Here is a 13,370-nt window from a genome sequence, read left to right on the forward strand (position 1 = left end):
CTCCTGAAACGAAAGGGATCAACGCAGCATGTAGCGCTGGGCCAGCGGCACTTCACTGACCGGCTCGCAGGTCAGGCGCTCGCCGTCGGCATAGACATCGAAGGTCTGCGGGTCGACGCGAATGTCCGGGCAGGCGTCGTTGTGCAACATGTCGGATTTGCGCAAGGTGCGGGTGCCGATGGCCGGCAGCAGGGCTTTTTTCAGACCCAGCTTGCTGGCGGTATCGGCCTCGACGGCCAGGCGATTGACGAAGTTGACCGACAGCGCCTGCTTGGCCTCGCCGAAGGCGCCCCATTGCGGGCGCATCATCAGCGGCTCGCAGGTGTAGAGCGAGGCGGCCGAGTCGCCCATCACGCCGTGCACGATAAAGCCGCCCTTGACCACCAGCTCTGGCTTGATGCCGAAAAACGCCGGGCGCCAGAGCACCAGGTCGGCGATCTTGCCCGGCTCCAGCGAGCCGATATAGCGGTCGATGCCGAACACCCTGGCGGCATTGATGGTGTATTTGGCGATGTAGCGCTTGATCCGCTCGTTGTCGCCCAGCGCCGTGCTTTCTTCGGGCAGGCGGCCGCGCTGGTCTTTCATTTTCGACGCCAGTTGCCAGGTGCGGCAGATCACTTCGTTGATGCGGCCCATGCCCTGGCTGTCGGAGCCCAGAATCGAGATGGCCCCGGTGTCGTGCAGGATGTCCTCGGCGGCGATGGTTTGCGGGCGTACCCGCGACTCGGCGAAGGCGACGTCTTCCGGCACATCGGGGTTGAGGTGGTGGCAGACCATGATCATGTCCAGGTGCTCGTCGAACGTGTTCACGGTGTAAGGGTTGGTCGGGTTGGTGGAGGAGGGAATGCAGTTGGCCTTGCCGGCCACGCTGATGATGTCCGGCGCATGCCCGCCGCCGGCGCCCTCGGTGTGGTACATGTGAATGGTGCGGTCGCCAATCGCCGCCAGGGTGTCTTCGAGAAACCCCGATTCATTCAGGGTGTCGGTGTGCAGTTGCACCTGAAAGTCGTACTCGTCGGCGACCTTCAGGCAGGTGTCGATCACCGCCGGCATCGCTCCCCAGTCTTCGTGAATCTTCAGGCCCAGGCAGCCACCGCGCAATTGGCCGAGCAGCGATTCGGGCTTGCTGGAATTGCCGCGTCCGAGAAAACCGAAGTTGATCGGCCAGGCCTCTGAAGCCTGGAGCATCTTGCCCACGTTCCATTCGCCGCCGCAGTCGATACCCACCGTGATCGGGCCCAGCGAACCACCGATCAGCGTGGTCAAGCCGGCCGCCAGCGCGTGTTCGCACAATTGCGCGGAGTCGAAATGCACGTGCACATCGATGCCGCCTGGCGTGACGATCATGCCCTCGGCATCGCGCACCGTGGTGGCGACGCCGCAGATCAATTGCGGGTGCACCCCGTCCATGACCTGCGGATTACCGGCCTTGCCGATGGCGACGATCTTGCCGTCCTTGATACCGATGTCGCCTTTGACGATGCCGATCACCGGGTCGATGATCAGCGCGTTACAGATCAGCATGTCCAGCGCGCCGTCGTCGCTGTCGTGGCCGGGCATCAAGCCCATGCCGTCACGCAGGGTCTTGCCGCCGCCGTGCAGGCATTCGTCGCCGGGCACCGCATGGTCGAACTCGACTTCGGCCAGCAGCGAGGTGTCGCCCAGGCGCACCGCGTCGCCCACCGTGGGGCCGTACATGGCGGCGTATTCCTTGCGGGTCATCGTGGCCATGGTTCAAGCCCCCTTGAAGTGTTGGGCACGGGCGCGCTGCAGCGCCGCGACCTTGCAGGCCGGGTCGTGCAGGTTGCCGTTGGTCAAACCGCTGAAACCGTGGATATCGCCGCTGCCGCCGAACTGCACCAGTTGCACTTCACGCAGCTCGCCGGGCTCGAAACGCACCGCCGTGCCGGCAGGAATGTCCAGGTGCATGCCGAAGGCGAGGTCGCGGGGGAAATCCAGGGCCTTGTTGACCTCGAAAAAGTGGTAATGGCTGCCAATCTGCACCGGGCGGTCGCCGGTATTGACCGCCCGCAGCGTCGCCGTAGGGCGGCCGCTATTCAGCTGAATATCACCGGGCGCGGCGATGATTTCTCCGGGCGTGGGCAGGCTGGCCAACGGTAACCGGCCGGGGCGAATGGGCTGGTGCACGGTGACCAGCTTGGTGCCGTCGGGAAAGGTGCCTTCCACTTGCAGCACCGGCAGCAGCTCGGCGACGCCGGGCAGCACATCGTCGGTGTTGAGAATCGTTGAACCGAAGCCGATCAGTTCGGCGACGCTGCGGCCTTCACGGGCGCCTTCGAGAATCTCGTCGGCGATCAGCGCCGAGGCCTCGGGAAAATTCAGGCGCAAGCCTTTGCCGCGCCGCTTGCGTGACAGCTCTGCGGCGCTGTACAGCGTCAACCGCTCCAGTTCGGTGGGGGTCAGCAGCATGTTCTGCTCCTCGATTAGTTAGTTGGCGAAAAGGCGCAAGTCCTGGGTTTCATGGCGCATCACGGCAATCTCGGCCATGGGCGTGAAACCGCAGGCGTCTGCAATGTCCGGCACCGGCTGCGCGAGCACCTCCAGCAGCAGCGGCTGGATGTCGGTGAGCACCCGCTGCGCGTCGATATGGCCCATTACGCCCAGGCGCACCGCCGCGCTGACCAGCCCGGTACACAGCGCATGCGCGCCGGCCAGTTGGCAGTGCGCGCAATCCATGCCCAGGCGTTGCCACAGCAGGCCTTGCAGCACCGGCAGATGGCCGGGCGTTTCAGCGGCCAGCACATGCCGCTGGTAGGACGCGGCACCCGCCGTGCCCAGGGCCACATGCACGCCCAGCAAGGACTGGCCGACACGGCGCGAGCCCTGGCGCAGTTCTTCGGCGAGGGTCAAGGCCTCGATCTGCGCATCCAGCGCCATGAAGGCCGGAATATCGTCGGCGGCGTGCCAGGCTGCGCACAGGAACGCCCGGTCGAAACCGGCCCAGCGGTAGCGCAACTGGCCCTCGACAAAGCCGCGCACCTCAGCGCTGCGATCACGGTCGCGCTGACGGCGCCTGACCGGCTGTGTCTCGGCGATGCCCAGCCGACCATCGGCAACCAACGTTTCCAGCCCCCATGACCAGGCGACCGCGCCGCCCGGAAAAAAACTGTCGGCCTGCTGCAACGCCAGCAGGCTGCTGTGCAACGTGTTCATGGCCGCGAAACCCGGCCGTCGGCCAGCATCGGCGCCAGGCGTTCCAGGTAATCGGCTTCAGGGCCGTTGAGCGGCACTTGCAGGATTTCGCCTTCGAAACGCACCTTCCAGTGCATGTTGCCGGCGAAGTAACCCAGCTCCAGCGCGGCCGCCGCATCGCGCGGGCGCAGCGCCAGGTACTGCTGGTCCTGCATCTGCACGACGATGGCGCGCTGGCCGTCGAGCATCAGCACCGAGCCGTTGCGCAATTGCTGATGACGCTCCAGGCGAATCGCGCAATCGGTGCCCCGGTCACTGGCCAGGCGCAGCCGGTGACGCTGAATGTCGCTGGCCGACAGGCTCAGGGTTTCGACCTGGCCGCTGTGGCTCAGGTCATGCAAGCGGTCGGCGAGGGCAGGGTCGCTGGCCTGGCCGACGATGCGGTCGAGTATCAACATGACAAGCTTCTCCTGGTCGCGAGGGTTTATTCATGGCCTCTGGCAGCGCTACGCACTGCAATCGCCGGCAGAGCCGCTTCCCACAAGCCCGCGTCGTTCATATGCACTAGATGGTCAGGTAGCGCAGGATGCGCTCGCGGTCGACGGTGTCGCGGACCTCGCTGTGCACGAACTCGCCTTTCTCGATGATCAGGTAACGGTCGGCCACGGCCATGGCGAACGACAGCACCTGCTCGGAGACGATCAGCGAGAAGCCGCGCTCCTTTTTCAGCAGGTTCAGCGCCTTGGCGATGTCCTTGATGATCGACGGCTGAATGCCTTCGGTGGGTTCGTCGAGGATCAGCACCTTGGGGTTGGAAACCAGCGCGCGGGCAATCGCCAGTTGTTGCTGTTGCCCGCCGGAGAGGTTGCCGCCCTTGCGTCGGCGCATCTCGAACAGCACCGGAAAGTACTCGTAGATGTAATCGGGAATCGGCGCCGCCTTGGCGCCCTGCATGCCGGTGAGGATGTTTTCTTCGACGCTCAGAAACGGAAAGATCATGCGTCCCTGCGGCACAAAGCCGACGCCGGCCGCAACGCGGTCGTAGCTCTTGCGCCCGGTCAGTTCATGGCCGGCCAGCTTGATGCTGCCACTGCGCGCCGGCAGCATGCCCACCAGGCTTTTCAGCAGCGTGGTCTTGCCCATGCCGTTGCGGCCCATGATCGCCAGCGACTCGGCCGGCGCCAGGTTCAGGTCCAGATTGCGCAGCACATGGCTGTCGCCGTAATACACATTGAGATTATTGACGGTCAGCATGCTCAGTGCCCCAGATAGACGTCGATGACGCGAGGATCGTTTTGCACCTTGTCCATCGAGCCGTACGCCAGGGTTTTGCCCTGGTGCAGGACGGTGACCTTGTCGGCCACCGATTTCACGAACTCCATGTCGTGCTCGATGATGACCATGGCGCGGCCCTTGGCGATGCGCTTTAGCAGGCCGGCGGTTTTCTCCCGCTCGCCTGCGCTCATGCCGGCCACCGGCTCGTCGAGCAGCAGCAATTGCGGGCGTTGCATCAGCAGCATGCCGATCTCCAGCCATTGCTTCTGGCCGTGGGACAGCAGCCCGGCCTTGCGCCCCAGTTGATCGCGGAGAAAGATCATTTCGGCGGTCTGTTCGATTTCGGCCTGTAGCGCCGGGTCCTTGCGGGCGAACAGGCAGTTGAAAATACCGCGCTTGTCGGGTGACGAGATGTCGAGGTTCTCGCGCACGGTCAGGTCTTCATACACCGACGGGTTCTGAAACTTGCGGCCCACGCCGGCGCGGGTGATCTGGTACTCGATCATGTTGGCCAGTTGCAGGTCCTTGAAGCGGATACTGCCGGCGCTGGGGCGGGTCTTGCCGCAGATCATGTCGAGCAGCGTGGTCTTGCCGGCACCGTTGGGGCCGATCACCACGTGCACCTGGTTTTCCTCGACATAGAAATTGAGGCTGTCGACGGCCTTGAAGCCATCGAACGACACCGTCAGGTCTTCGACACTCAGCAACATGCCGCTCATGGCTGCACCTCTCGTTTATTGAACCGTTGCAACAGGCCGGCCAGCCCGGACGGCAGGAACAGCACCACGCCCATGAACAGAAAGCCGATGAAGTACTGCCAGAAACTGACGAAGTTCTCCGACAAGTAGGTTTTCGCCACGCCGATCAGCAACGTGCCGTAGACCGCGCCGACCAGCGACAGGCGTCCGCCCAAGGCTGCGTAGATGACGATTTCGGTGGACGGGATGATGCCCACCAGAGACGGCGATGCCAGGCCGACCTGCAAGGTGAACATGACCCCGCCCAGCGCCGAAATCAGCGCCGCGACGGCAAAGATAAAGGCCTTGAACAGCGCGGTGTTGTAGCCGGAAAAGCGCACCCGGTCTTCGCGGTCACGGATGGCGACCACCACTTTGCCCAGCCGGCTGCGCAGGATGAACCCGCACAACGCGACGCTGGCGAGCAGCAGCACGGTAGTGATCAGGTACAGGATCCAGGGCGTTTGCGGGGTTTGCAGGCTCAGGCCGAAGGCGGTCTTGAAGTCGGTCAGGCCGTTGACGCCGCCGGTGTAGCCTTGCTGGCCGATGATCATGATCGACATGATCGAGGCCAGCGACAGGGTGATGATCGAGAAATACACCCCGCCGACGCGCTTCTTGAAATAGGCGTAGCTGAAGCCGAAGGCCAATAGCGCCGGGATGATCAGGATCGCGGCAATTGTAAAGCCCGCCGACTCGAACGGTTTCCACCACCAGGGCAAGGACTCGACGCTGTTCCAGATCATGAAGTCGGGCAAGGCCGAGCCGTAGAAGGCGGCGAGGGCGCTGGCGGCTTCATCGTTGGCGGTCGCTTCCAGCTTGAGGAACATCGCCATCATGTAGCTGCCCAGGCCGAAGAAGATGCCCTGGCCCAGGCTCAGAATCCCGCCGTAGCCCCAGATCAGCACCATGCCCACGGCGCAGAACGCCAGGCTCAGGTATTTGCCGGCCAGCCCCAGGCGAAAATCACCCAGGCACAAGGGCAGCACCACCAGCAGCAGAATCGACAGCCAGATCAGGCTGTGACGTTCCAGCAGCGCCAGCCAGCCGCCACGCAGCCAGCCTGGCACGCGGGCAGGGGCCTTGGCCGAACCCTTGCTGTGATCAAGCGAAAACGGCTTTTCAGTCATGTCATTCATCTCAGCGTCTCACTTTCGCGGCAAACAGGCCGTTGGGGCGGAAGAACAGCAGCACGATCACCACCATCAGGGTGATGGCCTTGGCCATGGAGCCGGTGGTCAGGTACTCCAGCGAGATTTGCGTCTGGCCGATGGCGAACGCAGACAGGAAGGTGCCCAGCAGGCTCTCGACACCGCCGAACACCACGACGATGAAGGTGTCGACCAGGTACTGCTGGCCGCTCACGGGACCGGTCGAGGCCAGCATGGTGAACGAGCTGCCGGCGATACCGGCCAGCCCGCAGCCCAGCGCGAAGGTCACCGCATCGACGCGGGCGGTGTTGATGCCGGCAGCGCCAGCCATGGCGCGGTTCTGGGTTACCGCGCGAATGCGCAGGCCCCAGCGGCTGCGGTACAGAAACAGGAACACGGCACCGGCGATCACCAGCGTCAGGCCGATGATGAAGATCCGGTTGAGCGGCAACTCCAGGCCTTCGCTGATCTTCCAGGCGCCTTGCAGCCATTGCACGGTCGGCACGCTGACTTCCTTGGGCCCGAATACCTGGCGAAACACTTGCTGCAACACCAGCGACAGGCCCCAGGTGGCCAGCAACGTGTCCAGCGGCCGGTTGTACATGAAGCGGATGAAGCAGCGTTCGAGCACCAGGCCGAAGGCAAAGGTCACGGTAAAGGCCACGCCGATGCCGACGATGAAGTACCAGCCCATCAGCTCGGGAAAATAGCGCTGGAACACCAGCGAGGTGACGTAGGTCATGTACGCCCCCAGCGCCATCAGCTCGCCGTGCGCCATGTTGATGACGCCCATCAGGCCAAAGACGATGGTCAGCCCCAGTGCCATGAGCACCAGCACCGAGAACAGCGAGAACCCGCTGAAGACCTGCATTATCAGAATATCGAGAGTCATTGCGTCGCTACCTGTCGCTGCGCATGGTGGGTGGCTGCAGGCGCGAGGTGAGTCGCGCCCGGCCCTGCATTACAGTTTCGGGAAGGGATTGGGCTCGATCGGCGCCGACTCGTAGATCACGTCGACCTGGCCTTGGGCGTTGATGGTGCCGATGCGCGCCTGCTTCCACAGGTGGTGGTTGTCCTTGTGCACCTTGATTTCGCCTTCGGGCGCGGCCAGGGTCAGTTCCGAGGACGCGGCGATGACCGCAGGCACATCGAAACTGCCGGCTTTTTCTACGGCCTTCTTCCACAGGTACACCGCCGTGTAGGCGGCGGCCATCGGATCGCCGACCACACGCTGCCCGCCATAACGGGCCTTGAAGGCGGCGACGAATTTCTCGTTGACCGGGTTTTTCAGGCTCTGGAAATAGCTCATGCAGGTCAGGAAGCCGGTGAGGTTTTCTGCACCGATGCCGGTGACTTCCTCTTCGGTCACGGCCAGCGCCATCAGGGTCTGATTGCTGCTGTCGATGCCGGCGGCCTTGAGCTGTTTGTAGAACGCTACGTTGGAGCCGCCGACGATGGTCGACAGAACGATGTCGGGCTTGGCCGCCTTGATCTTGTTGATCACCGACGAGAACTCGATATTGCCCAGCGGCAGGTAATCCTCACCGACAATCGAGCCGCCTTGCTTGCTCACCGAGGCGCGGGCCAGCTTGTTGGTGGTGCGCGGCCAGATGTAGTCGGAGCCCACCAGATAGACGCTTTTGCCCTTGTTGGCCATCAACCAGCTGACGGCTGCCAGGGTTTGCTGCGACGCTTCGGCGCCGGTGTAAATGATCGCCGGCGATTTTTCCAGGCCCTCGTAGAAGGTCGGGTAGTAGAGCAGGCCCTTGTTGCGTTCGAACACCGGCAACACGGCTTTGCGCGAGGCCGAGGTGTAGGCGCCGAAGGTCGCGGCCACATGGTCGTTTTCCAGCAACTTGCGCGCCTTTTCAGCGAAGGTCGGCCAGTCGCTGGCGCCGTCCTCGACGATCGGCTCGATGGTTTTGCCCAGCACGCCACCGCTGGCGTTGATCTCGTCGATGGCCAGTTTTTCGGCGTCCACCACCGAAGCCTCGCTCATGGCCATGGTGCCGGTCAGCGAATGGATGATCCCCACTTTGACGGTCTCTGCCGCCTGCACCTGACTGATCAGGGAAAACGGCAACAGGCTGAAGGCCCCCAGCAACAGGGCATGCTTGATCAAACGGCGCTTGTCGTTGTGCATCTGATTTCTCCCCAGGAATAAAAAAAGCCCGACGTCCCGGTTAACTCGATAACCGGGAGGTCAGGCTTCTTGTGCCGAATCTGGCGGGACAACTGTGTCCGATCCAGTCGTACGCCGGGTGTCTCCCTACTTGCCAAGAGGGCGTAGGGCAAACAGCTGGCGCGATGTCTCAGGGATGAGATTGCAAGGGTGGTGCCAATTGCCGATTGGCGGCGGGCACGTATTTCCCTGCATTAATTGCACGCAAAAACCGCGTGCGCCGGATTGGCGCAAAAATCCACAAATTGCACCAAAATATTTCGGCACGACACAACCCTGTAGGAGCCCGCTTGCCGGCGACCGAGTGCGCTAGCGCTCGCAAAATTGTGGAAACGCTGAAAATTTACGACTGCTTACGCAGCCGGTCGTCGGTATGCCGCCCAGGGCCAAGCGCGCTCCTACGGTGCAGTTTAGGGCGTGGTGGCCCGTTATCTGCATGGCAGCAAACCATTACCCTCGCAGGGTCCCTTGTCACACGCCCATCCTCGGCAGGTGTGGAAGGTCCCTCGCATGACGGAGCCCGACAGCGTTGTCGCGTCCGTAGCAGGCACAAGCCGCCTCATCTCTTTGCTTTATTCCAGGACCTCGACGGATGCCGGGCGTCTCATTTCACGTTGAACAAGGTTCATAGCCATGGTTGACCAGGCGATCCGCATAGGCGGTCTGTTTTCCGATACCGGTGTCACTGCGGCCCCTGAAGGCTCGACGATGCGTGGCGCGCAATTCGCCATCCAGCAGATCAATGCGGCCGGCGGCGTAGGCGGGCGGCCGCTGGAGTTGATCGTGCGCAACCCCGACTCGACACCTGCACTGTATGCGCTGCACATCGAGTCGCTGATTCGCGAAGAGAACCTGCGGTTCTTCTTCGGCTGCTACACCTCGGCGGCGCGCAAGGCCGCCTTGCCGGTGGTGGAGCGCTTCGATGCGCTGTTGATGTACCCGGTGTACTACGAAGGTTTCGAATACTCGCGCAACATCATCTACACCGGCGCAACGCCCAATCACAACGCCGTGCCGCTGGGTAACTACATGCTGGATCACTTCGGCAACCGGGTGCTGATGATCGGCTCCGAATACGTCTACCCGTATGAAACCAACCGCTTGATGAGCGACCTGCTGTACGAGCGTGGCGGCACCAAGCTGGGCGAGTATTACCTGCCGCTGAAAAACGCCCGTCCCGAAGACTTTGCCAAACTGATGGTCAAGGCCCGGGAGCTCAAGCCGTCGTTCATCTTCTCTACCGTGGTCGGCGAGACCATGGCGCACTTGTACCAGGCCTACGCCGACGCCGGTTTCGATCCGGCGGTGATGCCGATTGCCAGCCTGACCACCAGCGAAACCGACATCAAACAGATGGGCGCTCACCTGGGCGCCGGGCATATCTCGGCCGCGACCTATTTCCAGTCGATCGACACGCCGATCAACCGCCAGTGCATCGCCCAGTACCGCGAGCTGTTTGGCCAGGAGCAAGTCACCGACCGTTGCTGGGAAGCCGCCTATTTTCAGGTGCACTTGCTGGCCAAGGCGATTCTCAACGCTGGCAGTACCGAGGTCGACGACGTGTTGCAAGCCTTGCGCGGCCTGGAGTTCGAGGCGCCGCAGGGGCGCGTGCGGGTCGATGCGCACAACCATCACACCTGGCTGTTTTCACGTATCGGCCGGGCCAATGCCGAAGGCCAGTTCGACATCCTGCATGAGAGCCAGAGCGCCCTGAAACCTGACCCTTATGCCGTTGCGCCACGCCTGAATGACTGGTCCAGCACTGCCGGGAGACCGCTATGACGTTACGCGCGGCGAAAAAGCGCCAACGCAACGACAGCAGCGCCGGCATCAAGGACCTGCGCGACATCAGTGTGCTGGTGATGCACCCGGACGATGAGGATGGCCGCAACCTGATCGCGCAATTGCAGCGCATCGGCTGCCAGGTGCGCGTGCAATGGCCGATCCCGGAGCGCCTCAATACCGAGGCTGACGTCATCGTGCTGGCGGTTTCGCCGGAAAGCCTGGCGACCAATGCGCCGTGGCTGCTGCACGCCAGCACGCCGCCGATCATTCCGGTGATTGCTTACGAAAACCCGATCATTGTCGAGGCGCTGGTGCAACTGAATGCCTGCTCGGTGATCGCCTCGCCGGTGCGCTCTTTCGGCCTGCTGACCGCGCTGGCGCTGACCCTCAGCCAGTCACGCAAGGCCCGCGAACGCGAAAAGCACGTCAAGCGCCTCGAAGGCCGAATGGCGGTGATGCGTACCGTGCAGCAGGCCAAGATGATCCTGATCGAAACCAAGGGCCTGTCGGAGATTGACGCCTACAACGCCTTGCGCGATCAGGCCATGGCCAAGCGCGAGCCGGTGGAAAAGATCGCCGAAGCCTTGGTGAAAGCCCACGAACTGTTTCAAAAGGCCTGTTCCTGAGTGTCAGCCTGACGGCCTGACCCTCTTCTGCGCGGAGGATGCCATACGCCCTGACTCGGCAGGTATGGATCACCGCGTGGCGACCGGCGTGGACAACGAGGTCCTCCGGAAAAACCTGACTGCCTGATGACAGGCAGTTCTAATCGATCTCTGGAGAACACCCTATGTCCGTAAAACGCCCTGTCAAAGCCGACTTTCTGCTGGCCGCTGAAGATCACGGTTATCACCTGAGCGACAGCCAGATGGAGTCTTTCTTGAACCTGGCAGATGAAACCCTGGGCTCCTACGAAGCCATCGACACGCTCTACGCGGCAACCGTCGCCCAGCAACCGCCACAGCGTGAGTTCAGCAAGGCCAGCGACGCCGAGAACCTGCACGGCGCCTGGTACGTGAAAACCCGCATTGCCGGCGCCGCACAAGGCCCGCTGGCTGGCAAGACCGTGGTCATCAAAGACAACGTGTCGGTGGCCGGCGTGCCGATGGCCAACGGTTCCCTGAGCCTGGACGGTTATGTGCCGTCGCAAGACGCCACGGTGGTCAAGCGCCTGCTGGCGGCCGGTGCCACCGTCGTCGGCAAATCGGTCTGCGAAGACCTGTGCTTCTCCGGGGCCAGTTTCACCGCCGCCAGCGGCCCGGTGAAAAATCCGTGGGACCTGACCCGTAATGCCGGCGGCTCGTCCAGCGGCAGCGCCGTGCTGGTCGCGCTGGAAGAGGTCGACATGGCCATCGGCGGCGACCAGGGCGGCTCGATTCGCATGCCGTCGGCCTGGAGCGGCATCGTCGGGCACAAACCCACTTACGGGCTCGTGCCGTACACCGGCGCCTTTCCGATCGAACGCACCATCGACCATGTCGGCCCGATGGCCAACAGCGTGCGCGATGTGGCCGTGATGCTCGATGTGATTGCCGGCGCCGACGGTCTCGATTCACGGCAGAAAAACCCGCCGGCCGTGGCCTGTGTAGCGACCCTGGACCAGGGCGTGGCCGGCCTGAAAATCGGCCTGTTGCGTGAAGGCTTTGCCATCCCCGGCGTGTCCGAGGACCAGGTCGACGCCATGGTCAAGGCCGCGGTCGCCCAGCTGGAAAGTCTCGGCGCGGTCGTCGGCGAAGCCAGCGCGCCCTGGCATTCGGGCGTGGCCCTGCACATGTGGAATGTCATCGCCACCGACGGCGCGGCGTACCAGATGCTGCAAGGCAACGGCTACGGCATGAACGTCGACGGCTACTACGACCCGGACATCATGAGTTACTTCGGTGCCAAGCGCCGCGAGCATGCCGATGCCTTGTCCAGCAGCGTGCGCGCCGTGGCCCTGACCGGCCATTACAGCCTGAAAAACCTGCACGGCGCCTACTACGCCAAGGCCCGCATGCTGGTGCCCGAACTCACTCGCCAGTACGACGAAGCGTTCAAGGATTTCGATGTACTGGTGATGCCGACCATGCCGTTCGTGGCCACGCCACTGACGCCGGCCGATGCGCCCATCGAAGAGTACGTGCACAGCGCGCTGAACATGCTCACCAACACCGCGCCGTTCGACCTCACCGGCCACCCGGCGACCTCGATTCCGGCCGGCCTGGCCGACGGCTTGCCGGTGGCGATGATGATCGTCGCCCCGCGTTTCAAGGACGCCCTGGCGCTGCGCGTGGCCCAGGCCTACGAACAGGCGCGTGGCGCATTTCCTAAACCACCGCGTGCCTGAGTAAACCCTGCGCCCGGTGCCGGCACGTATGGATCGGCACCGGGCCTTTCAGAATCAAGGAGCCCTTCATGCGATTGACTCGATTTATGCGCCTGACGCTGGGCGCTGCGTTGTGTGTGATGCCGGTGTTTGCGTTTGCCCATCCCGGGCATGCCGAGGCGGGCTTGATGGCCGGCGTGGCGCATCCGTTGACCGGGCTGGATCACTTGCTGGCGATGTTCGCCGTCGGATTGTGGGCGGCGCAGCAAAAGGGCAGCACGCGCTGGATGCTGCCAGTGATGTTTGTGGGTTGCATGCTGTTGGGTGGCCTCCTGGGGTTTGATGGAATGGCGTTGCCCTGGCTGGAAACGGGGATCGCAACCTCCGTGCTCGCACTGGGCTTGCTGGTCGCGGTCGCTGCGCGGCTGCCAACGATTGTTGCCCTGGTGATCACCGGAGTGTTCGGCCTGGCTCACGGCATTGCGCATGGGCTCGAGTTGCCGGAGATGAGCAGCCCGATGGGCTATGCACTCGGTTTTGTGCTGGCGACATCGGCTTTGCATGCAGCCGGGTATGGGCTGGCGCGCTGGCTGCCGGTGGGCAGCGCGGCAGTTATTCGGGTGATTGGTCTGGCTTCAGCGGGTGCGGGGGTCGGGTTGTTGGTGGGGTAAGGATTTATCGTGACTGTATATTTGTACAGCTACGAGACAAATGCCTGATATTTGGTCCTCGTTGACCATGAAAGCCCTCACATCAACTGCAATAACCGGTCGGCGTCAGTA

General features: G+C 63.1%; 13 protein-coding genes. 4 read left to right on the forward strand and 9 right to left on the reverse strand.

Annotation, left to right across the window (positions count from 1 at the left end; translation table 11 throughout):
• Positions 1-18 precede the first annotated feature (18 nt).
• The 9 genes from ureC to urtA all read right to left on the reverse strand — a co-directional run bounded on the left by ureC (position 19) and on the right by urtA (position 8,459).
• Positions 19-1,731, reverse strand: coding sequence for an urease subunit alpha (gene ureC, locus ACYAS9_RS13075; RefSeq protein WP_463568716.1), 1,713 nt, complete (start codon positions 1,729-1,731; stop codon positions 19-21).
• Positions 1,732-1,734: 3 nt separating this feature from the next.
• Complete coding sequence (locus tag ACYAS9_RS13080) at positions 1,735-2,430, reverse strand: urease subunit beta (protein WP_463568717.1); 696 nt, start codon at positions 2,428-2,430, stop codon at positions 1,735-1,737.
• Between the two features lie 18 nt (positions 2,431-2,448).
• On the reverse strand, positions 2,449-3,174 hold the full coding sequence (locus tag ACYAS9_RS13085; RefSeq protein WP_463568718.1) for an urease accessory protein UreF: 726 nt from the start codon (positions 3,172-3,174) through the stop codon (positions 2,449-2,451).
• A complete protein-coding gene (gene ureE / locus ACYAS9_RS13090; protein ID WP_463568719.1) occupies positions 3,171-3,611 on the reverse strand; it encodes an urease accessory protein UreE in 441 nt (146 codons plus the stop codon). The genes ACYAS9_RS13085 and ureE overlap by 4 nt, the downstream gene beginning before the upstream one ends.
• Before the next feature lie 106 nt (positions 3,612-3,717).
• A complete protein-coding gene (gene urtE / locus ACYAS9_RS13095; RefSeq protein ID WP_463568720.1) occupies positions 3,718-4,407 on the reverse strand; it encodes an urea ABC transporter ATP-binding subunit UrtE in 690 nt (229 codons plus the stop codon).
• 2 nt (positions 4,408-4,409) lie between these two features.
• On the reverse strand, positions 4,410-5,147 hold the full coding sequence (urtD, locus tag ACYAS9_RS13100; protein ID WP_463568721.1) for an urea ABC transporter ATP-binding protein UrtD: 738 nt from the start codon (positions 5,145-5,147) through the stop codon (positions 4,410-4,412).
• Positions 5,144-6,304, reverse strand: a complete 1,161-nt coding sequence (gene urtC / locus ACYAS9_RS13105) for an urea ABC transporter permease subunit UrtC (RefSeq protein WP_463568722.1) — start codon at positions 6,302-6,304, stop codon at positions 5,144-5,146. Before urtC ends, urtD begins: the two co-directional genes overlap by 4 nt.
• Position 6,305: 1 nt before the next feature.
• On the reverse strand, positions 6,306-7,208 hold the full coding sequence (urtB, locus tag ACYAS9_RS13110) for an urea ABC transporter permease subunit UrtB (RefSeq protein WP_459747140.1): 903 nt from the start codon (positions 7,206-7,208) through the stop codon (positions 6,306-6,308).
• 69 nt (positions 7,209-7,277) lie between these two features.
• Entirely contained in the window at positions 7,278-8,459 is a 1,182-nt protein-coding gene (gene urtA / locus ACYAS9_RS13115; RefSeq protein WP_463568723.1) for an urea ABC transporter substrate-binding protein, read from the reverse strand.
• 672 nt (positions 8,460-9,131) lie between these two features.
• Here urtA and ACYAS9_RS13120 point away from each other — a divergent pair.
• From ACYAS9_RS13120 to ACYAS9_RS13135, 4 genes are all read left to right on the forward strand, one after another.
• Positions 9,132-10,280: a transporter substrate-binding domain-containing protein gene (locus ACYAS9_RS13120; RefSeq protein WP_463568724.1), complete on the forward strand. Its 1,149-nt coding sequence runs from the start codon at positions 9,132-9,134 to the stop codon at positions 10,278-10,280.
• Complete coding sequence (locus ACYAS9_RS13125; RefSeq protein WP_463568725.1) at positions 10,277-10,909, forward strand: ANTAR domain-containing response regulator; 633 nt, start codon at positions 10,277-10,279, stop codon at positions 10,907-10,909. Before ACYAS9_RS13120 ends, ACYAS9_RS13125 begins: the two co-directional genes overlap by 4 nt.
• Before the next feature lie 164 nt (positions 10,910-11,073).
• On the forward strand, positions 11,074-12,609 hold the full coding sequence (locus tag ACYAS9_RS13130) for an amidase (RefSeq protein ID WP_463568726.1): 1,536 nt from the start codon (positions 11,074-11,076) through the stop codon (positions 12,607-12,609).
• A gap of 68 nt (positions 12,610-12,677) precedes the next feature.
• Positions 12,678-13,259, forward strand: a complete 582-nt coding sequence (locus ACYAS9_RS13135; protein ID WP_463568727.1) for a HupE/UreJ family protein — start codon at positions 12,678-12,680, stop codon at positions 13,257-13,259.
• Positions 13,260-13,370 lie beyond the last annotated feature (111 nt).

The sequence above is a fragment of the Pseudomonas sp. HP_08 genome, assembly GCF_055284095.1.

Excerpts from the sequence above, each read along its gene's own strand:
- ureC (WP_463568716.1), bottom strand. The coding sequence starts at position 1,731 with ATGGCCACGATGACCCGCAAGGAATACGCCGCCATGTACGGCCCCACG.
- ACYAS9_RS13080 (WP_463568717.1), bottom strand. The coding sequence starts at position 2,430 with ATGCTGCTGACCCCCACCGAACTGGAGCGGTTGACGCTGTACAGCGCC.
- ACYAS9_RS13085 (WP_463568718.1), bottom strand. The coding sequence starts at position 3,174 with ATGAACACGTTGCACAGCAGCCTGCTGGCGTTGCAGCAGGCCGACAGT.
- ureE (WP_463568719.1), bottom strand. The coding sequence starts at position 3,611 with ATGTTGATACTCGACCGCATCGTCGGCCAGGCCAGCGACCCTGCCCTC.
- urtE (WP_463568720.1), bottom strand. The coding sequence starts at position 4,407 with ATGCTGACCGTCAATAATCTCAATGTGTATTACGGCGACAGCCATGTG.
- urtD (WP_463568721.1), bottom strand. The coding sequence starts at position 5,147 with ATGAGCGGCATGTTGCTGAGTGTCGAAGACCTGACGGTGTCGTTCGAT.
- urtC (WP_463568722.1), bottom strand. The coding sequence starts at position 6,304 with ATGAATGACATGACTGAAAAGCCGTTTTCGCTTGATCACAGCAAGGGT.
- urtB (WP_459747140.1), bottom strand. The coding sequence starts at position 7,208 with ATGACTCTCGATATTCTGATAATGCAGGTCTTCAGCGGGTTCTCGCTG.
- urtA (WP_463568723.1), bottom strand. The coding sequence starts at position 8,459 with ATGCACAACGACAAGCGCCGTTTGATCAAGCATGCCCTGTTGCTGGGG.
- ACYAS9_RS13120 (WP_463568724.1), top strand. The coding sequence starts at position 9,132 with ATGGTTGACCAGGCGATCCGCATAGGCGGTCTGTTTTCCGATACCGGT.
- ACYAS9_RS13125 (WP_463568725.1), top strand. The coding sequence starts at position 10,277 with ATGACGTTACGCGCGGCGAAAAAGCGCCAACGCAACGACAGCAGCGCC.
- ACYAS9_RS13130 (WP_463568726.1), top strand. The coding sequence starts at position 11,074 with ATGTCCGTAAAACGCCCTGTCAAAGCCGACTTTCTGCTGGCCGCTGAA.
- ACYAS9_RS13135 (WP_463568727.1), top strand. The coding sequence starts at position 12,678 with ATGCGATTGACTCGATTTATGCGCCTGACGCTGGGCGCTGCGTTGTGT.